At 30.6% G+C, this 23,896-nt stretch carries 22 protein-coding genes; 12 read left to right on the top strand and 10 right to left on the bottom strand.

Translation table 11 applies throughout. The annotated features are described in order from the left end of the window. Position 1 precedes the first annotated feature (1 nt). From GQS57_RS01025 to hemA, 6 genes are all read right to left on the bottom strand, one after another. Positions 2 to 718, bottom strand: coding sequence for a TrkA family potassium uptake protein (locus tag GQS57_RS01025; protein WP_165730364.1), 717 nt, complete (start codon positions 716 to 718; stop codon positions 2 to 4). 35 nt (positions 719 to 753) lie between these two features. After that, complete coding sequence (locus tag GQS57_RS01020; RefSeq protein ID WP_165730362.1) at positions 754 to 2,505, bottom strand: TrkH family potassium uptake protein; 1,752 nt, start codon at positions 2,503 to 2,505, stop codon at positions 754 to 756. Between the two features lie 8 nt (positions 2,506 to 2,513). After that, complete coding sequence (hemL, locus tag GQS57_RS01015; protein ID WP_165730360.1) at positions 2,514 to 3,806, bottom strand: glutamate-1-semialdehyde 2,1-aminomutase; 1,293 nt, start codon at positions 3,804 to 3,806, stop codon at positions 2,514 to 2,516. 80 nt (positions 3,807 to 3,886) lie between these two features. Then, positions 3,887 to 4,852, bottom strand: a complete 966-nt coding sequence (gene hemB / locus GQS57_RS01010; RefSeq protein WP_165730358.1) for a porphobilinogen synthase — start codon at positions 4,850 to 4,852, stop codon at positions 3,887 to 3,889. Positions 4,853 to 5,164: 312 nt separating this feature from the next. Next, on the bottom strand, positions 5,165 to 6,757 hold the full coding sequence (hemC, locus tag GQS57_RS01005; protein ID WP_165730357.1) for a hydroxymethylbilane synthase: 1,593 nt from the start codon (positions 6,755 to 6,757) through the stop codon (positions 5,165 to 5,167). Between the two features lie 11 nt (positions 6,758 to 6,768). Continuing rightward, entirely contained in the window at positions 6,769 to 8,004 is a 1,236-nt protein-coding gene (gene hemA, locus GQS57_RS01000; RefSeq protein ID WP_165730354.1) for a glutamyl-tRNA reductase, read from the bottom strand. A gap of 204 nt (positions 8,005 to 8,208) precedes the next feature. Between hemA and GQS57_RS00995 the strand changes: the two genes are divergently transcribed. The 4 genes from GQS57_RS00995 (at position 8,209) to GQS57_RS00980 (ending at position 11,454) form a co-directional block, all read left to right on the top strand. Beyond that, complete coding sequence (locus tag GQS57_RS00995; protein WP_165730352.1) at positions 8,209 to 9,093, top strand: AraC family transcriptional regulator; 885 nt, start codon at positions 8,209 to 8,211, stop codon at positions 9,091 to 9,093. A gap of 28 nt (positions 9,094 to 9,121) precedes the next feature. Next, a complete protein-coding gene (locus tag GQS57_RS00990; protein WP_165730350.1) occupies positions 9,122 to 9,637 on the top strand; it encodes a TrmH family RNA methyltransferase in 516 nt (171 codons plus the stop codon). Positions 9,638 to 9,756: 119 nt separating this feature from the next. Beyond that, a complete protein-coding gene (hemH, locus tag GQS57_RS00985) occupies positions 9,757 to 10,773 on the top strand; it encodes a ferrochelatase (RefSeq protein ID WP_165730348.1) in 1,017 nt (338 codons plus the stop codon). Between the two features lie 105 nt (positions 10,774 to 10,878). Then, positions 10,879 to 11,454, top strand: coding sequence for a CopD family protein (locus GQS57_RS00980; protein ID WP_165730345.1), 576 nt, complete (start codon positions 10,879 to 10,881; stop codon positions 11,452 to 11,454). Positions 11,455 to 11,518: 64 nt separating this feature from the next. On the opposite strand, the gene recR is transcribed toward GQS57_RS00980, so the two are convergent. Next, complete coding sequence (recR, locus tag GQS57_RS00975) at positions 11,519 to 12,136, bottom strand: recombination mediator RecR (RefSeq protein ID WP_165730343.1); 618 nt, start codon at positions 12,134 to 12,136, stop codon at positions 11,519 to 11,521. A gap of 106 nt (positions 12,137 to 12,242) precedes the next feature. Between recR and GQS57_RS00970 the strand changes: the two genes are divergently transcribed. The 8 genes from GQS57_RS00970 to GQS57_RS00935 all read left to right on the top strand — a co-directional run bounded on the left by GQS57_RS00970 (position 12,243) and on the right by GQS57_RS00935 (position 20,739). After that, a complete protein-coding gene (locus GQS57_RS00970; RefSeq protein WP_165730341.1) occupies positions 12,243 to 13,673 on the top strand; it encodes a sodium:solute symporter in 1,431 nt (476 codons plus the stop codon). A gap of 101 nt (positions 13,674 to 13,774) precedes the next feature. Then, complete coding sequence (locus GQS57_RS00965) at positions 13,775 to 14,617, top strand: hypothetical protein (protein ID WP_165730339.1); 843 nt, start codon at positions 13,775 to 13,777, stop codon at positions 14,615 to 14,617. A 253-nt stretch (positions 14,618 to 14,870) separates the two neighbouring features. Then, the gene (locus GQS57_RS00960) at positions 14,871 to 16,064 is read left to right on the top strand and encodes a retropepsin-like aspartic protease (RefSeq protein WP_165730337.1); all 1,194 of its coding nucleotides are present in this window, start codon (positions 14,871 to 14,873) and stop codon (positions 16,062 to 16,064) included. A gap of 134 nt (positions 16,065 to 16,198) precedes the next feature. After that, a complete protein-coding gene (locus tag GQS57_RS00955; protein ID WP_165730336.1) occupies positions 16,199 to 17,386 on the top strand; it encodes an NAD(P)-dependent oxidoreductase in 1,188 nt (395 codons plus the stop codon). A 68-nt stretch (positions 17,387 to 17,454) separates the two neighbouring features. After that, positions 17,455 to 18,102: a pyridoxamine 5'-phosphate oxidase gene (gene pdxH, locus GQS57_RS00950; protein WP_165730334.1), complete on the top strand. Its 648-nt coding sequence runs from the start codon at positions 17,455 to 17,457 to the stop codon at positions 18,100 to 18,102. Positions 18,103 to 18,136: 34 nt separating this feature from the next. Next, positions 18,137 to 18,625 (top strand): histidine phosphatase family protein, encoded by a 489-nt coding sequence (locus tag GQS57_RS00945; protein ID WP_165730332.1) that lies wholly within the window; start codon positions 18,137 to 18,139, stop codon positions 18,623 to 18,625. A gap of 6 nt (positions 18,626 to 18,631) precedes the next feature. After that, positions 18,632 to 19,528: a Ppx/GppA phosphatase family protein gene (locus GQS57_RS00940; RefSeq protein ID WP_165730330.1), complete on the top strand. Its 897-nt coding sequence runs from the start codon at positions 18,632 to 18,634 to the stop codon at positions 19,526 to 19,528. Between the two features lie 110 nt (positions 19,529 to 19,638). Then, positions 19,639 to 20,739, top strand: a complete 1,101-nt coding sequence (locus tag GQS57_RS00935) for an OmpA family protein (RefSeq protein WP_165730329.1) — start codon at positions 19,639 to 19,641, stop codon at positions 20,737 to 20,739. A gap of 124 nt (positions 20,740 to 20,863) precedes the next feature. Here the strand turns inward: GQS57_RS00935 and GQS57_RS00930 are convergent, their stop codons facing one another. From GQS57_RS00930 to GQS57_RS00920, 3 genes are all read right to left on the bottom strand, one after another. After that, the gene (locus GQS57_RS00930; RefSeq protein WP_165730327.1) at positions 20,864 to 21,352 is read right to left on the bottom strand and encodes a thioredoxin family protein; all 489 of its coding nucleotides are present in this window, start codon (positions 21,350 to 21,352) and stop codon (positions 20,864 to 20,866) included. Positions 21,353 to 21,841: 489 nt separating this feature from the next. After that, positions 21,842 to 22,933 carry an AMP-binding protein gene (locus tag GQS57_RS00925; RefSeq protein ID WP_165730325.1) on the bottom strand — a complete coding sequence of 364 codons (1,092 nt, stop codon included), beginning with the start codon at positions 22,931 to 22,933 and terminating at the stop codon, positions 21,842 to 21,844. Next, positions 22,930 to 23,895, bottom strand: coding sequence for a CPBP family intramembrane glutamic endopeptidase (locus GQS57_RS00920; RefSeq protein WP_165730323.1), 966 nt, complete (start codon positions 23,893 to 23,895; stop codon positions 22,930 to 22,932). The genes GQS57_RS00925 and GQS57_RS00920 overlap by 4 nt, the downstream gene beginning before the upstream one ends. Between the last annotated feature and the right edge of the window lies 1 nt (position 23,896).

Genomic DNA, 23,896 nt, shown 5'->3' with positions numbered 1-23,896 from the left:
CTTATATGTTTTTGTTTCCTAGGTTGTATTCTTCTTCCCCTAAGCAGTAATTTTCTATATCTTTATTATTTCCATACACCACTAAAACGTCATTTTCCATCACTATGGTTTCTGAGTTTACTCTCCCAACACTCTGTTTAACACTATGTTTTTTACCCATAAAATTTCGTTCATATTTCTCACGAATAATAGTAATTAAGGTCAGTTGATATTTATTTGTGGTATCTAGTTCTTTTAATGTTTTACCAATAAAATCTTTTTTTGCTTTTACTTCTGAAATCGTAAAATTATCGTCTAATTGATAGTTTTCTAAAGTAGATTTAAAATTGATTTGTTTGGTTAATCGGTTTGCTGAATCTTGTTCTGGATGTATAATAGCGTATACTCCCATCGCTTCGAGCACTGTATCATGAATAGAAGATAATGCACGACTGATAATTTTTACATCACATAGTTTTTTTACAATTGCTGTGGTAATAATTGCGGCTCCTTCATTCTCCCCAATAGCAACAATAACCTTATCGGCATCTTTTAATGGTACCGCATTGTAAGCTAGTTCGTTGGTGGAATCCATACAAATGGCATGAGAAACTTGGTCTTTTAATAAGTTAATTTTCTCCATTTGTTTGTCTATAGCAATTACTTCGTTACCTGTTTCGGTTAGCCTTAATGCGAGTGCGTGTCCAAAATTTCCAAGTCCAATAACTATTATTTTCATTTGTATAAATTTGTTTAATTCGTTATAAACTAGCCTTAGTTAATTAAAATATTTTCTTTAGGATATTCATAAAATTGATGATTGATTTGACGTAATAAACCAATCATTAAATTGAGCATTCCTATTCGACCTATAAACATGACCAAAATGATAACGTATTTGCTAGACTCTGTTAATATTGGCGTAAAATTTAAACTTAATCCAACGGTACTATATGCCGAAAAACATTCAAAAATAACAGATAATATTGGAGTGTCTTTGGGTTCAAAAATTAATAAAGCTAGAATAGCAGTTCCAATTACAATAAGCGAGATACATAAAATTGCAAAGGCTCTACTTGTTGATTCTGATGAAATCCGTTTTCCAAATATTTCCGTACGACTTTTACCTCTAGAAACCGTAAAAATATTTAATGTTGCTAATGCAATAGTGCTTGTTTTTACACCACCACCTGTTGATGCAGGAGAGGCTCCAACCCACATTAAAAATATTACAAATAATAATGATGGTACAGTCATTTGGCTATAATCTATCACATTAAAACCTGCTGTTCTAGGACTTACCGAGTTAAACGCAGCATTTGTGAGTTTACCTACAATTGTAGTATGCTCTAGCATGGTATTATTATATTCTGAAATAAAGAAAAACACCCACCCCGTAACAAGCAAGATAGCCGTAGTATAGATTACAATTTTTGTATTTAATGTAATAATTGGCACGCGTTTATGTACCGTATTTTTTTGAAATAACTCTATAACCGATATTTTAATTTTTTTGTAGAAATTAAATATAATATTGTGTCCTAAACCACCAAAAATAATAAGCATCATAATAACCCATTGAAAGCTATAATTAAAACGGATACTTTCTTGAAATAATCCAGAAGGAATAATAGAAAAACCGGCATTACAAAATGCTGAAATAGAATGAAATACAGAAAAGAATAACTTATTTTTAATAACCATATTATCTGTCACTGAAAAATAGATAAATACCGCACCAATTAGTTCTAAAACAACCGTAAAGGCAACTACATTTAATGCCGCTCTAAAAACATCTTTCAATCCTTCTTGAGCAAGAAAATCACGTGTATTTAAACCTTCTTTAAAAGAAGAACTTCCTCTAAAAAAAAAAGCAAAAAATGAGGTAAAAGTCAAAATCCCTAACCCACCTAATTGAATTAAAACCAATATAATAGATTGTCCTATCGTGGTAAAATCATGACTGGTATCTAAAACAGCTAAACCCGTTACACAAACCGAACTTGTAGCCGTAAAAAGAGCATTTGTAAATGTTATTCCATTAGAGGTAGCACTTGGTAGCATAAGTAAGAATGCTCCTAAAACGGCTAAAATAAAAAAACTCCCTACAAATACAATAGCAGGGTTAAAGTAAACTTCATAAACGTAACGAACTAAAACAAGTAACCTTAAAAGAAAGTATAAAATAAGCCCGAACTCTAGAGTTGGTTTTATTTTCTGTAAGATAAAATGATAATCATTATTAAAATGGACAACAGAAACAACAATAGAAATCATAAGTAAAACAGCGATAATTGCAATGTTTACTAATGCAATATTCTTGGTTTTCTTATATTTTCCAGCAAAAAACTTAATGGCGTTAAACACCAATAATGCGGTAGATAAAACGATTAATCCAAAAACATGTGGTGATGTAAAGTTATCTGCATGATCGTAACCAAAATCAAAAACAATAAAAAACAATACAATAATATCGAAAAACCGATAAATGTAATTTAGTAATGATTGTTTTCTTAATTTAGGCATTTTAATACTTAATTACTTTCTGCAACCTTTTTCATTCCTGCATCAATAGCCTTACTTATTTTCTTAATATCCTTGTCTGATAAAGCTGATGATAAAAACCATGCTTCAAACTGACTTGGAGGTAAGAAAACTCCGTTTCTAATCATTTCCCAGAAAAACACTGCAAACTTTTTAGTATCTGATAATTGTGCTTCTACAAAGTTGGTAACTTCACTATTTACAAAGAAAGGATTTAACATAGAACCAAATCTATTTACTGTTAAAGCTACATTGTATTTCTTAGCAGTTTCTAATAAAATCACTTCTATTATGCTACCTGTTTCTTCAAATTGTTTATACGGATTTTGCTTTTTCAGTTCTGTTAAAGTCGCAATTCCGCCTGCCATAGCAATTGGGTTTCCACTTAACGTACCTGCTTGATACATTCCTCCTAAAGGTGCAACTTCTTGCATTATTTCTTCTCTTGCTCCGTACGCTCCAACAGGGAAACCTCCACCAATAACTTTACCCAAACAGGTAATATCTGCTTCTACGCCTAATAATTCTTGCGCTCCACCAAACTTAGAACGGAAACCAGTCATTACTTCATCAACAATTAATAACGCTCCTTTTGTTTCTAAATACGCTTTTAATTCTACTAAAAAATTATTTTCAGGAATTACAACCCCCATATTACCAGCAATTGGTTCAATAATTACACCTGCAATATTGTCGTCATTTTCAAAGTGTTTTTTTACACTGTCTAAATCGTTATAATTAGAAATTAACGTGTTTTTTACGGCTCCTTCAGGAACACCTTTAGAACCGGGTAAACTTAATGTTGCCAAACCAGAACCTGCCGCTACTAATAACGCATCTTGATGCCCATGGTAACAACCTGCAAATTTTATAATTTTATCTTTTCCGGTAAATGCTCTTGCCAAACGGATTCCGCTTAAAACAGCTTCTGTACCAGAATTTACAAAACGAACTTTGTCCATTCCTGGAAAAGCATCACAAACTATTTTTGCTAATTTTATTTCATTCTCTGTTGATGCTCCAAAAGAATATCCCTTTTGTAATGCTTTTTCAACAGCTTTTTGTACTTTTTTATGCCTGTGACCTAAAATCATTGGCCCGTAAGAAAGTACTAAATCTACATATTTGTTTCCATCAACATCCGTGATTTTAGTTCCTTTTGCTTTTTTGATAAACAACGGATTTCCTCCAACTGATGAAAAGGCTCTTACGGGAGAATTTACTGCTCCTACTAGATTTTTTAATCCTTTTTTATATAATTTTTCTGATTTCTTGAATTCCATTTTTCTAGATTTTTGTCTGGTCGAGCGCAGTCGAGACCTTTATAAAACCTCTCGACTGCGCTCGAGGTGACATTGTAACTTTATTTTCTCAACAGTACTCTTGCTGCTTCTTTAGCAAAATACGTAATAATAATGTCTGCTCCTGCTCTTTTCATAGACAGTAAGCTTTCCATCATTACTTTTTCACCATCAATCCAACCTTTTTCTGCCGCGGCTTTTACCATTGCATATTCCCCACTTACATTGTAACATGCAATCGGACGGTCGAAATTGTTTTTTAAATCTCTAATAATATCTAAATAAGACAATGCTGGTTTTACCATTAAGATATCAGCTCCTTCTTGATCGTCAAAAGTTGCTTCACGCATTCCTTCGTCTCTGTTTGCAGGGTCCATTTGATAGGTTCTTCTGTCTCCAAAGGTTGGTGCAGAATCTGCAGCATCTCTAAAAGGACCGTAAAAAGCCGATGAATATTTTACAGCATACGCCATAATTGGTAAGTCTACAAAGCCTGTATTGTCTAAAGACTGACGAATCATATCAATCGTTCCGTCCATCATTCCAGATGGCGCAACCATATCTACACCTGCTTTTGCATGCGATATAACTTGTTTAGCAATATTGACTAACGTAGCGTCATTATCTACATCATTGTCATGAATAATTCCGCAATGACCGTGAGAAGTATATTCACAAAAACAAACGTCTGTAATTACATATAAACTTGGGTAGTTTTTTTTGATAAAACGAATTGCTTGTTGCATAATTCCGTTATCATTCCAAGTTTCTGTTCCTTCATCATCTTTTGTAGATGGAATTCCGAATAACAAAACAGCAGGAATATTTAATTCAACCACCTCATCTAATTCTTTAGAAATCAGATCTAAAGAAAAACGTTTGATTCCTGGCATAGAAACAATTTCCGTTTCTATATTTTCTCCTTCTTCAATAAAAAGTGGATAAATAAAATCGTCTACAGATACTTTAGTTTCTCTAACTAACCTTCTAATTCCTTCTGTTTTTCTTAATCTACGAGTTCTAAACATAACTTTTACTTATGTCAGGTCGAGCGCAGTCGAGACCTAATTTATAAAAACCTCTCGACTGCGCTCGAGGAGACACTCTTTATTATTTTTAACTAGTACAAGTTTACAAATTCTACAAGGATTTAAAAAACTTGCAGAATATTTGTAAACTTGTAATATGCATTAGAGATTGAAACCTTTCGACTTCCCTCAACACAGGCTTCTTCCTTTTTTCTTATTCGAAAAAAGATATAGTGTAAAGCCCATTAAAACGCCCAAATAATTATCTTTTTTAATACCTATAATTTTATATCCCTTGCAGGAAATACGTCTTTATCTTGAATAATACAAGTTCACCAATTCTAGAAGACTATCTACACTTGGCATGTTTGCTACTTCTACTTTTTCAAAATATTTTCTTGCTTCTACTGCTGTAGTTTCTCCAATACAAAAAGCAACTCTATCTGGGTTGTTTTCTTCTAAATAGCTTTCAATTCCTGATGGACTGTAAAACAAAACTCCAGAAACTTCATCATCAATTTTTTCTGAACTTAACATGGTCTTGTAAGCCTCTATTTCAGTTACTTGTATACCTTCAGCTTTTAAAGAAGCTGGTAAAACATCTAACCTTAGATTACTACAAAAATAAGTTACTTTTTTTGTATCTAATTCTTCTGCTAAATATTCCGCTAATTTCTTAGCATTTTTTGCAGCATGTGCAACTTTACCAATTCTGTTTTCAATCAGTTTTTTAGTTCTTCTACCTACACAGTAAATATTCTTAAAATTCATTTCATCTCTTGTGAAAGAATTTAAAAGTGCTTCCACTCCATTCTGACTTGTGATAATAACGTTTTTTATTTCGTTTTTCATCACCTTAGCAGGAATTCTATTAAAACGGATTTTAATAAAATCGCTATCTTTTATACCAATTTCTTCTGATAAAATTTCTTTTTGAAGCTCAGAAAGTTTCTTTGTAGAAAATATATTTTGTAATGTTTCAACAGCATCTTCTGCGTCTTCTGCCATTAATTCTTTTCCACCTTTGTTAATTACATAATCTGCACAATCTTTAGCTAAATAACGATGGCTACCAACTTTTGCTGTTTTAGCAACTGAAATCTTTTTAGAACCATCTTTTTTTAATAAAACGCCTCTAAAGCTTATCTCTTCTGTTTTTCCATCAATATAAGCAACAGCACCAATTGGTGCAGAACAACCACCTTCTAAAAGATGTAAAAACTCACGTTCTATTGTTGTACAAATTTCTGTTTCTTTATGGTTTAATTGCTCACAAGCATCTAAAGAATAATCATCTTTTTGTAAACAAGTAACCATAATTGTACCTTGTCCTGGTGCAGGAGTCATCCAAGAAAGACTAATAGCGTCTTCTGGTTTTTTTCCAATACGGTATAAACCTGCAGCTGCAAAAATAGCTCCATCCCAAGTTTCACTTTCTTCTAATTTCTGTAAACGAGTATTTACATTTCCTCTTAAACCTTCTACTTTATGTGTTGGATATCTATCTAACCACATTGCTTTTCTACGCAAACTTCCGGTAGCAATAATTCCACCAGGTTGTCCAAAAAACTCTTCATTTCCTTTTAATATTAAAACATCAGAATAATCATCACGTCTTAAAACAGCTGCTTGTGTAATTCCTTCTGGTAAAACTGTAGGTACATCTTTAAGAGAATGTACGGCAATATCAATATCACCATTTAACATAGCAATATCTAAATTTTTAGTAAAGACACCTGTAACTCCTAATTCATATAAGGGTTTGTCTAAAACAATATCTCCTAAAGATTTTATAGGAACAATTACAGACTCATAGCCTAATTCTTTTAATTCTTTGCGCACTTTATTAGCTTGCCAAAGCGCTAATTCGCTATCACGAGTTCCTATTTTTATTATTTTCTGCATGGAGTTTTTGATTAAGATTTAAAAACCTTATTAATTACTTGTAAGCTTTGTGTAACAGATGTTTCTTCATCTTTTAAGTGTTTCACAAATTGGGTGGTTATTTTCTGTATAAAACGTGACGTTAAAATTTCGGCCTGACTTTCATCAAAACCAGCAATTTTTTTCTTCTGAAAATTAATTTCGTCAGTTGTAATATTTTCTAATGATTTCTTTAAAGCAGCAATTGCTGGCGTAAACCTTCTATGGTTTAGCCATTCATTAAACTCTGCTTTATGAGTCTCTATAATTGCTTCTGCATACGGTACTTCTTGCTGACGCACCGCTAAAGTTTCATGTGTAATTTTAGAAAGTTCATCTATATTTACTAAAGTAACATCCTTAAAATCAGCAACATCTTTTGCCACATTTTCTGGCATCGATAAATCTAAAATTAATAAATCTTTATTTTTAGCAATAAGTTCTTTTGTAATAGTAGGTTTATCTGCTCCGGTAGAAACAATTAAAACATCTGCTTTTTCTATTTCTTCAGATAAGTTTTCTATAATTGCTTTTCTAATAGTAGCATGTTCTTTTACAAATTCTGTTGTTTTTTCTTCCGTTCTATTAATTAGACAAACAGATTTATTTTGTGTGTATTCTGCTAGGTTTTTACAAGTGTATTTCCCCATTTTACCCAAACCAAAAACTAAAATATTTTTAGAATTATAATCTGGTAAATGTTTAATAAGATATTGAATAGCAGCATAAGAAACAGAGGTTGTTCCTGAGCTTAATCTTGTTTCATTTTTAACTCTCTTACTTGCTTGCAATACAGAGTTAATCAATCTTTCTGAATACGCATTGGTCGTTTTTAAAGATTTTGCTACTTTGTAAGACTGTCTTAATTGCCCTACAATTTCGTAATCTCCTAAAATCTGACTTTCTAAACCGGTACCAATTCTAAATAATTGATGTATTGCTTCTTGATTTTTATAAACGTTAGAAACCTTAGAAAATTCTTGAATGGTTCCTTCAGAAAACTCACACAATAATTCTATTAATTGACATGGTCTTTCTGCAAAACCACTTATTTCTGTTCTGTTGCAGGTAGAGATAATAAAGACCCCTTTATACCCTCTCTCTTTTGAAAGTTTTAACAACGAAATTTGATTTTCTTTTGATAAAGAAAATTTTCCACGTGTGTTAGCATCCGCTTTTTTGTAACTAACGCCAATATTATAAAAGTGCTCTTGCCTGTGCTCTTGCATATTATTCTAAAAGTTGGACAAAAGTATAAACTTCAATTAGAAAAAAATGTCGCTTAAAGGACTATTTATATCGTTATATGTTTTTTAATTAATTTTTATCCATAAAACACCCGAAAAGCATTACTTTTGCTACGTAATTGAGTTTTTATTTCTTTTTATATAGAATGATTCTAAATAAAAAAAATGAAACTAAAAAGATAAGATATGTTCAAAAATGTCGGAGAAAGTACATTTGAAGAAATTACTTTAGAAAAAGGGTTTTATGTGCTTCATTTTCAGAACGAAAGTAAAGAAGTAGAAAACTTTGAAAGGAAAATAAATAATGCCTTTATACAAATCCACTTTTGTTTAAGAGGTAAATCTAAATTTTTATTCAATAATGGCACCTACTCTTTTGACGTTCTAGACAATAGAGCAATTTTATTATACAACCCGCAAGGAGTTTTACCCATCAATTTAGAGATTCAACCAAAAACTACATTGGTATCATTGTTAATTTCTATCGAAAAATTTCACTCTTTATTCTCTAAAGAATCTGGTTATATTCCTTTTTTAAGTAATGAAAACAGTAACAAGAAATATTACGACGACACAGAAATAAAACCAACTGTTTCTATTATTTTACAACAAATTATCAATTCTAAAACAAATAACTCTATTAGAGATTTATATGTTAGAGGTAAAGTATACGAATTGTTAAGCATCCATTTTCAGAAAGAAGAAAATCCGGAAGGTGAATTTTGTCCGTTTTTAGTAGATGAACAAAATGTTTTAAAAATTAGAAAAGCAAAAGAAATTATTATTGCAAGATTGTCTGAACCACCAAGTTTGCAAGAACTAGCCAATGAAATTGGTCTAAACATAAAAAAATTAAAAGAAGGTTTTAAACAAATTTACGGAGATACCGTTTATAGTTTTCTGTTTGATTATAAAATGGAATACGCTAGAAAATTACTAGAGAGCAATCAATATAATGTAAATGAAGTTGGTGTAAAAGTTGGTTATAGTACCTCTAGCCATTTTATTGCAGCCTTTAAAAAGAAATTTGGCACAACGCCAAAGAAGTATGTAATGAGTTTGAAAGAGTAATCAGTAATCAGTAATCAAAATTAAAAAATTGGAACAACTTACACATTACGACATAGAAAATAATCAAAAGCAATTTCCAATAACAATTGTTTGCGATGCCATTAGAACACCCGAAAACATAGGAATGTGTTTTAGAATTTCGGAAAGTTTTGGAGTGCAAAAAATTTATTTTCATGAGAATTCACCTACCACAGAAAATAGAATTGTAAAAAAGACGGCAAGAAATACCGTAAATCAAATTGAACATGACGTTTACAACAATTTTGATGCGCTAATACACCAATTAAAGCAAGAAGGAAACACCATTATTGGTATAGAAATTACTGATAAAAGTATCGATATTCAAGATTTTAATTTTAAAAATTATGAAAAAATCGTATTACTTTTGGGGAGCGAAAGAAACGGAATTGAAAACATCAATTTACTAGACGAAACAATTGCAATACCAATGTACGGTAGAAACTCTAGCATGAATGTAATACACAGTTTAGCGATTACATTGTATGAAGTTACCAATCAGTTGGCAGTAAGCAGTAAGCAGTAAGCAGTAAGCAGTAAGCAAAAATTAAATTCTGAAACAAGTTCAGAACAAAAAACAAAATAACAAAAGTCTATTTTTTCAACCTAAAAACTTGAAACTTTGAAGCTTTGAAACTTTTTTAAATGAAGGGAATATTACTTAACAATTTAGGATCACCAGACTCTACAGAGACACAAGACGTTAAAAATTATTTAGGAGAATTTTTAATGGATGAACGCGTAATTGACATTCCGTATTGGAAACGTTGGTTACTAATTAACGGAATTATCTTACAAACAAGGCCAAAAAAAGCAGGTGCTGCTTATAAAAAAATCTGGTGGAAAGAAGGTTCTCCGTTAGTGGTAATATCTCAAAGATTTACAGATAAAGTAATTAAAAAAGTAGACCTTCCGGTGGCTTTAGCTATGCGTTATGGTTCTATGACCATGGAAAAAGGGATTAAAGAATTGGTCGATAAAGGAGTTACAGAAATCTTTTTAGCACCATTATATCCGCATTACGCCATGTCTTCTTATGAAACGGTTGTTGTAAAGGCTGAAGAAATTTTAGCAGAGAAATATCCGCAAGTAAAATTAGACGTTTTACCTGCTTTTTATAATGAACCAGATTATATAAAAGCAATGAGTAACAACATTGCAAATCATTTAGAAGGGTTTGATTATGATCATATTTTGTTTTCTTATCACGGTATTCCAGAGCGTCATATCATGAAATCTGACGTTACCAAAAACCACTGTAAAATAGATGGTTCTTGTTGTGAGCGTAATTCGGTTGCACACCACACGTGTTACAGACATCAGTGTTTTGAAACGACCAAGGAAATTGCGAAAACCTTAAATTTAAAAGAAGGTACGTACAGCAATTCTTTTCAATCTCGTTTGCTAAAAGACCCTTGGTTAAAACCATATACAGATTTTGAAATCGAGAAATTTCCAGGAGAAGGTAAAAAGAAACTAGCCGTAATTACACCAGCATTTGTTGCAGATTGTTTAGAAACTTTAGAGGAAATTGCAATGGAAGGAAAAGACGAATTCTTAAAATTTGGTGGTACAGATTATAAACACATCCCTTGTATGAACGATAATGACGATTGGGTAGATGTGATGGTAAAATGGATTAACGACTGGAGAAAGAAGTAAACAGTATTCAGTCTCAGTCTCAGTCTCAGTCTCAGTAAGCAAAAATCAAAACTTTGCGCCTCGGCGTCTTTGCGAGAAGTTTTTTTGAAACTAAATTTATAAAAAATGGATTTCCTTTACGTAAAAGCATTACATATTATCTTCGTAGTAACTTGGTTTGCTGGTTTATTCTACATAATTCGCTTATTTATTTACCACGTAGAAGCAGAAAAAAAACCAGAACCCGCTAAAGAAATTTTACAAACACAATATAAATTAATGAGTAAAAGGCTATGGTATATGATTACTTGGCCTTCTGCTATTTTAGCAAGTTTTTTTGCTTTTTGGATGTTGTATAAAAATCCTATTTATTTAGAAATGCCTTGGATGCATGTAAAATTAACTTTTGTTTTAGCCTTATATTTCTATCATTATTCTTGTCAGAAAATATACAAGCAATTACAAAATGATATTATAAAATATTCTGCTTTAAAATTAAGAATATGGAATGAGGTGGCAACACTTATCCTTTTTGCAGTGGTATTTTTAGTTACGCTACAATCTGCCATTAATTGGATTTGGGGTGTTGCAGGAATTATTCTTTTTGGAGTTTTACTAATGTTAGGCATTAGACTCTACAAAAAAATTAGAGAAAAGAAATCTTGGGAAAAAGCCGAGAGAGAGGTTTTAGATAAAGAGTAAACAGTCTCAGTTGGCAGTCTCAGTTGCTCACTGTTGACTGCTACTGTAAACTGAATACTTTTTTTTAACTTCTTATACTCTGTTCAAACGGAATTCTATTTACTATAGATCTTCCTAAAGTAACTTCATCTGCATATTCTAATTCATCACCAACAGAAATTCCACGTGCAATTGTACTCGTAGTAATTTCAAATTTTTCTATTTGTTTAAAAATATAGAAATTGGTTGTGTCACCTTCCATCGTAGAACTTAAAGCAAAAATTAACTCTTTTACTTCACCGCTTTCTACTTTTTTTATTAGGCTTTCAATTTTTAAATTCTGAGGGCCAATACCTTCAATCGGAGAAATCTTTCCACCTAAAACATGATACAATCCATTAAATTGCGACGTACTTTCTATCGCCATCACATCTCTAATATCTTCAACCACACAAACAATCTCGGGATTTCTTTTTACATTATTACAGATATCACACAAAGCTGTATCAGAAATATTGTGACACTTTTCACAATTCTTTACATCATTTCTTAAATGCAATAAAGCCTCCGATAAAAACTTGGTATTATCCGAAGGTTGTTTTAATAAATGTAATACCAAACGCAATGCAGTTCTTTTACCAATTCCTGGTAAGCGAGAAACTTCATTTACGGCGTTTTCTAAAAGTTTTGATGAAAAATCCATAGCCGTCAAAATTACGAATTATCAATTATCATTTACGAATTAATCCTTTAAAATTTTTAAAAAGTATATCTTCGTAATTGTTAAATCGTAATTCGTAATTTATCTAATGCAACCACTTTACATACTCCTTTTAATAGTCGCTTATTTCACGGTATTAATCGGTATTTCTTACCTCACCGGAAAATCTGCAGACAATAAAACATTTTTTAAAGCAGACAACTCCTCTCCTTGGTATTTAGTTGCGTTTGGTATGATTGGTGCTTCACTTTCTGGCGTTACCTTTATCTCGGTTCCTGGTTGGGTAGAAACAGATTCTATGAGCTATTTTCAAATGGTTTTAGGGTATGTTGTTGGTTATGCAGTTATTGGTTTGGTTTTACTTCCGTTGTATTATAAACTAAATTTAACTTCAATTTACACCTATTTACAAGATCGATTCGGAAACTATTCTTACAAAACTGGTGCTAGTTTCTTTTTACTCTCTAGAATCGTTGGCGCTGCGTTCAGACTTTTTTTAGTCGCAAATGTGTTGCAAGCAATTTTATTTGATGCTTACGGCGTTCCGTTTTGGGTTACTGTTTCCATCACTATTTTATTAATTTGGTTATATACTTTTAAAGGAGGTATCAAAACTATTGTTTGGACAGATACTTTACAAACCTTATTTATGCTAGTTGCAGTTGGTGTTTGTATTTACACCATTTCTAGCGAAATGAAAATTGACAATCTCTTTACGTATGTTGCCGATAGCGAAATGTCTAAAACCTTCTTTTTTGATGACATAAAAGCTGGAAATTATTTCTGGAAACAGTTTTTATCAGGAGCATTTATTGCTGTTGTAATGACTGGTTTAGACCAAGATATGATGCAAAAAAACTTAACGTGTAGAAATTTAAAAGACGCACAGAAAAACATGTTTTGGTTTACGATTGTGTTGGTAATTGTCAACTTTTTCTTTTTAGCTTTAGGTGTTTTATTAACAGATTATGCCCAACAAGCAGGAATTGACGCACATAAAGACGAGCTTTTTCCAATCATAGCAACACAAGGAAACTTAGGTTTGGCTACTGCCCTATTCTTTTTATTGGGTTTAATTGCAGCAGCTTATTCTAGTGCAGATTCTGCGCTAACTTCTTTAACCACTTCTTTTAGTATTGATATTTTAGAAATTGATAAAAAGAAGGATAAAAATGAACAAGAAAAAATTAGAAAGAAGATTCATATTATATTCTCTTTTGTATTGATTGCAACCATTCTAATCTTTAAATATTTTATTGCTGATGCGAGTGTTATTGCAAAAATATTCACATTTGCAGGCTATACGTACGGACCTTTATTAGGTTTATATGCTTTTGGAATGTTTACTAAAATAAAAGTTAAAGATAAATTAATACCAGCCATTTGTATTATTGCTCCGATTCTTACGTATATAATTAGTTATTATTCTAAAGAAAAACTTGGTTTCGACTTTGGCTTTTTTGTATTGGTTTTAAACGGCTTTTTAACCTTTATAGGATTGTCTTTAGCGAAGAAGTAATTTGGGTTGTTTCTAAGCTTATTTTTAGATAAATTCGCTAACTTGTGATATAGTTATTAAAACGAGGATATATCAGTGTTAACGTTGGCTACATGAATAAAATGAAAAATAAAATTTCAAATATTAAGTTTACAAACGACGAACACATAAGTGAAGACTCATTTTTATGGAGATACATTGATATATCAAAATTACTTTCATTTTTAATAAACAAATCATTTTTCTTTACACGTTTAGATAAATTTGAAGACAAAAAGGAAGGTATAACTTCAAATCATTTATTTTATAAGAAGTTAAAAAGTGAGACTGAAAATTATTCTGTATTTGACAACATTCGTAATACTATCTCTCTTCACGTTGGCGGAAAAGAAATGAATAGAATTGACGAAGAAATCAAACAAATACAAAAATCTAACTTTGCAAATTGTTGGTTTATAGCTGACGAGTATTCTGAATCAGTAGCAATGTGGAATTTATACAGTTCACCTAATAGTGTCGCAATTAAAATTAAATATTCCGAATTTAAAAAAAACATATTAAAAAATGGTTTTAATGGTTATGGAAGTGATTTAGATATAGTTTGTAGTCAAATAAAATACGTGAACTTTTTAAATCCAAATCATAATGAAATTGAATTAATTGAATCTGTTTTCTTAAAGGACTCAAGTTTTAATCATGAAAACGAATTTAGACTTGTGTTAAAAAAAGATTTCAAAGAAATACCAATTGAATATAATGCTGGAATTCACAGAAAAGAAAGTGAAAAACTTCATCAAATAAATGAACCATTTGGTTATAATTTGATACTTAATGAATTTGAAAAGTATAATTTTGAAATAGTGTTTCACCCAAAATCACAAGACTGGATAAAAAATGATATCAAAAAAATTCTTAAAATAGCGAATGTTAGTATAAAATCGAGTAATTCGTTATTAGAACTATAATAGCCTATTGTCAACACCATATAAATTTTATTACTGGTTTTAGCTCATCTGGGAAATTCCTCCTTAAACCATCAAAAAAACAACTTTTGGCTGTATACACAACAACAAAAAAATTAATTTCCATAATTAGCTCCTAACCTTCACCTTACTTTTAGCAGCTTTTATAGATACCAAAAAGTTTGATATACTATTTATCAAAAACAACACTACTTTAAGTCTATAAATTAATAAAAAAACTAGAATAACAAACCTTATGAACAACAAAATAATAACCTTTTTTTTAGTTATCTTATTAAGTAGTTGCGTAACATACAAGTATAAAAAACAAGGTTTTGTAACCAAGAAAGAATACTTAAAAGAGATTCCTTTTACCTACGAAAACGGATTTATATTTATACCAGTAACAATTCAAGAAAAAGAGTATAATTTTCTTTTTGATACAGGAGCTGAATTAAACCTAATTGATCCAACAATATCAAGTGAATTAAATGTAAAACAGCTAAAAAAAGGAACTGTTTCAAATGGTAGTGATTCAGTAAAAAAAGTAGAGCGAGTTCAAATAAATTCTATACAAATAGCAGGTATTGAATTTCAGGAGACTGTTAGTTTAATTTGGGACGTATCTAAATTCGGAAAATACATTAGATGTAAAAAAATAGATGGTATCATTGGAAATAATTTGATGAGAAAAGCCAATTGGCAAATAGATTATAAAAAACAACTTATTAGAATTACAGATAACAATGAAAGATTTGAGATATCAGATAATTCTGAAAAAATAAAAATGAATTCTGAAGATGTTGGTAATGTATATTTAAACCTAAAAATAGGTCAAAAATCGAATTATTTCACTTTTGACACTGGGTATAATGGCTTTATTCAAACAGGAGACACAACTTTATTGAAAGACAGTCCATCGATTACAAAAGTTGGATTAAAAGGTGTAAATTTTACAGGAGCAAAGCAAGGAGAGACACACATAAAAAAAATAGATAGTTTTCATATAAATGAACTTCCATTTAAAAAACCTTCTTACCTTTTAATTAAACCAGGAAACTCTTCCCTTTTAGGTAATGATTTTTATGAAAACTACATAATTACAATAGACTGGAAAAATGATTATTTAGTTTTAGATAAGACAGAAAAAACAGATACTATTTTGCCAAATATTTATGAAGTTGGTTTTTTTACAGATTATGAAAATAGTACAGTTACAGTAGCTAACATATATGATAAAAGCAAACTAGTTGGAAAAATAAAACCGAATTCAAAAGTATTAAAAATCAACAATATAGATTTAATTGAATTAAAAAAAACAGGTGAATTCTGTGACTTTTGGAAAAAAGAATGGAAAAGCCTTATTACCAACGACATTTTAAAAATTGTTGTAGAATCTGATGGGATAAAACAAACAGTAGAGATAAACAAAATTAAAACACCCTGGTAATATCCTATAAAATTAACTGCAGATTTTAGTTTATTTTATAAAGTAATAGGCAACTGATTTTCTTTTGCCTTTTAGTATTTAAAACACGTAAAAAAACTCAAAAACAATAATTACTGTTTGTGTAAATAAATAACATGAAAAAATCAATTTCAATTATTGGCTCCGGACCTTCAGCACTACTTTTAGCTGCATTTTTAGATATTAAAAAATTTGATGTTACTATTTATGAAAAAAATAAAACAGCAGGTAGAAAACTTTTGGTTGCCGGAAAAGGTGGTTTTAATTTGACACATTCAGAACCTATTCTAGATTTTATTGAACGTTATACTCCTAATGATGTTTTAAAAAATGCTTTATTAAAATTCACCAATGATGATTTTAGAAATTGGCTACAATCCATTGGAATTCCTACCTATATCGGCAGTAGCAAGAGAATTTATCCAGAAGAAGGAATAAAACCAATAACCGTTTTAAATACTATTTTAAATCATTTAAAAGAAAAAGGAATCGTTTTTAAATACGAACACACTTTTTCTGGTTGGGATGTAGAAAGTAATTTAATAATCAATGACAAGATTATTCATTCTGATTACACGGTTTTCTCTTTAGGTGGCGCTAGTTGGAAAATTACAGGTTCTGACGGAAGCTGGTTAGAAACATTTCAAGAAAAAGGTGTAAAAACACTACCATTTGAAGCTTCTAACTGTGCTTTTAAAATTGATTGGAATCCAGATTTCATCAAACAAAATGAAGGAAATCCTTTGAAAAATATTGCCATTTCTTGTGCTGACAAAACACAAAAAGGAGAAGCTGTAATTACCAAATTCGGAATCGAAGGAAATGCAATTTACGCTTTGAGTCCGCAGATTAGAGTACAACTAAAATCCGAAGAAAAAGCAATAGTTTACATCGATTTTAAACCTACTTTTTCATTAGAAGAAGTGAGCAATAAAATTGTAAATTCCTCTTTTAAAAACACCACACAAATTTTAAAAAAAGAGTTAAAATTAAGCGCTTCTCAAATAGAGTTACTTAAAATTCATCTTTCTAAAGAAGCGTATTTAAACGCAGCAATTTTATCAAAAAACATTAAAAAATTTCCTTTAGAAATTACAGACTTAGGTAAGTTAAATGCAGCGATTTCTACCGTTGGCGGAATTGAATTAAATGCAGTAGACACTCATTTTCAGTTACATAAAATTCCAAATCAATTTTGTATTGGTGAGATGTTAAATTGGGATGCACCTACTGGAGGATATTTAATTCAAGGTTGTGCAAGTTCTGGAGTTTATCTTGCTAAACATATCAACAAAAATCTTTAAAAAGGCTGTTTTAGAGTGTTAATACTCTTAAAATATTCTGTATTTTTACTGTATAGAATTTATATATAATGTCTAAAGATTTAAGTAATTACAGAAAATCCTACGAAAAACAAGAACTTTTAGAAAGTACTTGTCCAGAAAATCCCATGGAATTTTTCCAGACTTGGTTTCTAAAAGCCGATACATCAAACATGGTAGATGAAAGTAACGCCATGACTGTATCTTCCATTGGTTTAGATGGTTTTCCTAAAAGCAGAGTTGTTTTATTAAAAAAATTCACTTGGGAGGGCTTTATATTTTACACCAATTACAATTCCGAAAAAGGAAAAGCAATTGCAGCCAATAACCATATTTGTTTGTCTTTCTTCTGGCCTGCGCTAGAACAACAGATTATTATAAAGGGAAACGCAGAAATATTAGCCGAAAACTTATCTGACGGTTATTTTGATTCTAGACCAGACGGTAGCAAATTAGGTGCCTGGGCATCTAACCAAAGTGATGTAGTTACTTCTAGAGAAGAATTAGATGGTAATTTAAAGACTTTTGAAAACCAATTTGAAGGAAAAGAAATACTAAGACCTAAACATTGGGGAGGTTATTTGGTAAAACCAATTTCCATAGAATTTTGGCAAGGGAGACCAAATAGAATGCATGATAGAATAAGATATACCTTAGAAGAAGATTTTTCTTGGAAAAAAGAAAGATTAGCACCATAAATATTTATATTTACAACTCAACAATTAGAATTGAATGAAAACTTTATACATTGTTAGGCACGCAAAATCTTCTTGGGAATACTCAGGAATAGAAGATATTGACAGACCTCTAAAAAAACGCGGCATAAAAGACGCACATTTAATGTCTAAATTCTTATCAACAGAAATAGACAGACCAGATGTTTTTGTATCAAGTAGTGCCAACAGAGCGCTACATACAGCAATTATTTTTTGTGAAAACTTCGAGTTTCCTTTATCTAACCTTCAAGTAAAAAGACAATTGTACAGCTTTAGCGACGGTTATTTAGTAAAAACAGTAAATGCTTTAGACGATGGTTTTAATTCTGCTATCATTTTTAGCCATGATCACGGTATTAATACCTTTGTAAATAAGTTTGGTAACAAACCTATTTCGCATGTATCAACTTGCGGAGTTGTAGGTATTCAGTTTGAAGATAAACATTGGAAAAACATAAAAAAAGGGAAAACGTTTATGATAGAATTCCCTAAGAACCATAAATAAAATAGTTTGTTAGAAATTAAGAAATATGGAGCTATAGATATTGGATCAAATGCAATTAGATTACTAATATCCAACGTTATAGTATCTGACGACAAAGAGCCTCAGTTTAAAAAATCTTCTTTAGTGCGTGTTCCTATTCGTTTAGGAGCAGATGCTTTTGTTGGTGGAATTATCTGCGAGAAAAACATCACCAGAATGATTAATGCTATGGAAGCATTTAAGTTATTAATGGATGTAAATGGTGTAGAAAGATATAAAGCCTGTGCAACTTCTGCGATGCGAGAAGCAGAAAATGGTAAGGAAGTTGTTGAAAAAATTTTTAAAGAAACTGGTGTTAAAATTGATATTATTGGTGGTAAAGAAGAAGCCGCTATAATTTCATCTACAGATCTAAATCAATTAATACAAGGTGATAATTCTTACCTTTATGTTGATGTTGGTGGTGGTAGTACAGAGTTTACCATATTTTCTGAAGGTAAAATTCTTACTTCTAAATCTTTTAAAATGGGAACAGTACGTTTGTTAAGTAACAAAAAAGCTGTGAACAAAGAAATTTTTGCCAACGTAGAAAAATGGATAAAGAAAAATACTAAAGATTTAAAGAAAGTATCTTTAATTGGTTCTGGCGGTAACATTAATAAGTTATTTAAAATGTCTGGACGAGCAGAAGGAAAACCTATTTCTTATATTTATCTAAATGCTCAGTATCAATTCTTAAAACAAATGACGTATGATGAACGCATCTCTGAGTTAAGTTTAAACCCAGATAGAGCAGATGTTATTATACCAGCAACCAAAATTTACTTGTCTGCTATGAAATGGAGTGGCGCTAGAAAAATTTATGTTCCTAAAATTGGACTGTCTGACGGTATCATTAAAAGCTTATTTTACAAAAAGTTGTGATTTTTTTATGATTTCTTTAACATAATTTGTATTTTTGGGTAACATGATGTGACTTACTAAAAAAGTTTGTGTCATAAAACTGAACTATTAACACAAAATACAAGTTTATTATGAAAAAAATTTTACTAAGTGCTACATTATTAATGTTTGGAGCAACAGCGTTTGCTCAAGACTTACCACAGAATCCAGAACCAGGAAAGTGTTATGTTCGATGTAAAACTCCAGAAGTTTGGAAAAACGAAGATGTTACAATAGAAGTAGCTCCGGCTTACAAGAAAATTGTTACACATCCTGCAGAATACAATACTGTTACAGAAAGAGTATTAGTAAAAGAAGCTGGACAACGTTTAGTTGTTGTACCTGCTGTATGGGAAAACAAAACAGTTAGCTATACTGCCAAAGTAGATGCAAATAAGTTAAGTGTAGTTAATGCTACTTTTAATTCAGATTCTCAAACAATAGAAACAAAAGCTGCTTCTGCTAATTGGGAAATGAGTGAAAAAGCACCTGATTGTGAATCTAGCGATCCTAACGATTGTAGATACTGGTGTTTTGTACCTGTTGCTGCTCAATATGTAACAGTACCTTTAACTAAATTAGATAAAGACGCAACTACTGTATCTAACAAAGTTCCTGGATATGATAAAACATATACTACTAAAGTAATGGTAACGCCACCTACTACTAAATCTATTGAGATTCCTGCAGAATATGGAAGCATCAATAAAACAGTTTTAGTAAAAGATGCATGGCAAGAAGAAGTTACTGTTGATGCTAAATACAAAACGGTTACTAAAGAAATTTTAGTTAATAAAGGTGGATTAACAACTTGGAAAGAAGTTGAGTGTGAATTAGTAAACAATACAATTTTACCAATTAACTGGAATTTAGGAAGCGCTACTTTAACTTCTACAGCTAAAGGAATTATCGATACAAGATTATTACCTGTTTTAAAAACTGGTGTATCTGTAGCTTTAGAATCTCATACAGACTCTAGAGGTACTAAATCATCTAACCAAGACTTGTCTGAAAGAAGAGCTCAAGCAGTAACTAACTATTTAATTTCTAAAGGTATTAATCCTAGTAAATTAACTGGTAATGGTTACGGTGAAGCTAAATTAACTAACAGATGTGCTGATGGTGTTTCTTGTACAGAGGCGCAACACAGAGCTAATAGAAGAACTACATTTAGAGTAGTGAATGAAAAATAATTTTATTTTTCTAATATAATTTAGAACAACAAAAACCGAAGCATATTGCTTCGGTTTTTTTATGCACTAAAACTAGATATAAGAACCTATAACAGAAAGTGTTGTTAAGTTATAAGCTTATTGCTTAATAATTTTCGATAACAGATTGAATAAAAGGATAATAATAATCGGTAAGAATTAATCCTTTTTTATAGCCAATCATTTTTCCTTTATGATTTACAAAAACTAACGTAGGAAAAGATCTTATTTTAAATTTTCTTTTTAATTCATTATTTGCCTCTAACATCTCCGGAGAAATTAAATCTATATTTCTAGGACTATCTGCCTCATACAATACTAAGTCTTTATCTGCAATAGCCTTAAATTTTTCTGTATGAAAAAGTTTCTTATCTAAAACAATACATGGACCACACCAATCTGATCCTGTAAAATAAATAAGTACTGGTTTATTTTCTTTTTTAGACTTCTTTAAAGCATCACTATAAGAAGGTTCCCAGTTTATATGAACTGATTCTTCTATATTAACTTCTTGCTCTTCTGTAGGCTGTTCTTGTGCCACAATATATGTAAAGGAAAAAAAACAAATAGTAAATCCTAAAATAACTTTTTTCATGAATGGTAATTTCATCAAAAATATCAAAAATAATACCATAAAAAAAACTCCATAGAAAATTCACCTTAATTAGGAATTTAAAAAGGATAATATCTCTCCATTTAAAAGGTAAATCTGGTAAAGAACATTAGGAATGAAAAAACAAAAAGCCGTAATTAAAAAATTACGACCTTAGGTTATTCTTAGAATATAATAAATTCAATCCCCCAATTTAATTATTATGTATTATCGTCAGAATAAATACAAATATATAAAAAATTTAAACATTTTTCAAGATAACTGTTACATTTAGTTATTAATTATGGTAAATTTAAAATAATGATAAGAATAATATAATATTATTAAATAGTGAAGAAATTTAGAGCACTATTATATGAATCTTAAATGTATAGAATTTGTCCTTTTATTATTTCAGAGAGAAAGTTTCTCTTTCGGATATAATATTATAAAATATTGAAATATTGAAAATGAATGTATAATCCTAACTTCTTATTGTAATAACTCTAAGGTCTTGGTACGTTGAATTTTATTTGTTTCGGTATCTATAAAATTAGCAACAAAATAAATTTCTTTCGGAATCTCGAATTTAGTAAGTGATTTTAATTGCTTTATTTTTAATTTTAAAGCAACTTCTGCCTCTAGTGAGGCAAATGGTTGTTCAATCATTAAAACAAGCTTCTGCCCTAGCTTATCATCTGTGATACCCGCTACAAAAAAACGGTTGCTAATTATTTTTGATAATTTCTCTTCTATTTTTTCTGGATGCAATTTTACTCCTCCAGAGTTTATTACATTATCTAAACGCCCTAACCATTCAAATCGATCATCAGCAACTAAATGAATGCTATCATTTGTAAAAATCACTTCATTGGAAACCTTTGGTGCTTTAATTACCAGACAGTTTCTAACATCTTTATAGATTTCTACATTTGGTAATGTTTCATAAAAGTCCTTTTGTGAAGATTCATTACTATTACTATTCTGCAATGAAGTAAAATTATTCAACCTTTTAACGGCAATATGAGTAATGGTTTCCGTCATTCCGTAAGTAGCAAAAATACTACAAGTAGAACTCTGAATTTTATCTTGTAATTGATTAGAAACTACGCCTCCACCAACAATTAATTTCTTAACTTGATGTAAGGAATTGATAGAATTCTCTAACTGTAACGGAACCATTGCAGAAAAATCATACTGTTTTGTTATCCCACGTAGTGGATAAGAAGATGGAGCTACCATATCTAAATGCCAGCCTAAAGTTAACGCCCGTACCAACATCATTTTACCCGCAATGTATTCTGTAGGCAAACATAATAATGCTGTTGTGTTTTCTTTTAAATCGAAAAAACTACCAGTGGCCAAAGCAGAATTGATCATCTGCTTTTTATGTAATTTTATGTTTTTTGGAACACCTGTAGAACCAGAAGTTTTAACTGTGATAAAATCATCGTATGAAAACCAAGTTTCTAAAAACGGATATATTTCATCAGTAAAACGAGATGCATAGGTTAGAATTTCATCTACAGAAGCAAATGAAACACCATTTAATTGAAAGCTACTATGAAACTTATCTATTTTCAATCTTCTAAAATTCTATAATTTTCTTTTAAATTAACCGGCTCAGTAATCTTGCCCGTTAATTTTTCTTTCCAATTTTTCCATCCATATTTCTTAGAAAAAATAAATAATAGAATTGGATATAAAACCAACACAGGAAAAAACATTTCCCATCCTACAGAAGGTTCTGAGGTATCTACATACAAGGCATCCGTTTGAAAAACCGTCCAATTTGTAGTTACAAAAAATGCAGCTACAATATTATTTATAGCGTGTAAGCCAATTGCCAACTCTGTCCCTTCGTCCATTAAAGTGGTAATTCCGTAAAAGAATCCCGTACCAATATAAAAAACCATAGAAATATAGCCTAATTTCTCTACCTCTGGATTTGCACCATGTAATAACCCAAAGCAAACTGAAGTTATAAATAAAGGCACCCATCTATTTTTAGCTAAAATTCCCAAACCTTGCATAAAGTATCCTCTAAACAACAACTCTTCAAAACTAGTTTGAAAAGGTAAAAACAGAAAAGAAACTGCTATTAAAGTAAAGAAAGGGATCGGTTTAAAATTCCACTCATAACTTTCTGGTGATAGAAAAATACCACTCATAATTACAACGGCAGAAACGATTCCCCATGTAATAAAGCCAAACCAAAAACGTTTCCAATCTATCGATTTCCTACTGGTAACCAACGATGTTAAAGGTCTTTTATGAATATACTTAATTGCTATTAAAAGACTGACTAAGCCAAAAAAGAACATTAGAATCATAAAAAAAAGGAAGAGATTTTTATCGATGTCTAATGTCATAAAGTTATTTTCTCCAGCGGCAATAAATTCAGAAAAATTTGCAGAATGCATAATAGCTAAAGCTGTTAAAGGCAACACACCAATAACTTGCCAGCCAACAAAAACGACTATAATAGTTAATACCCAATGAAACCATTCATTGTTTCCTTTATATGCTTGTTGTATAAAATTCATA

Source organism: Polaribacter sp. 20A6 (genome assembly GCF_011378915.1).
GTDB classification, from domain to species: Bacteria; Bacteroidota; Bacteroidia; order Flavobacteriales; family Flavobacteriaceae; genus Polaribacter; species Polaribacter sejongensis.
Note: the sequence above shows the minus strand (reverse complement) of the source record. Positions and strands in the feature narration are given on the sequence as shown.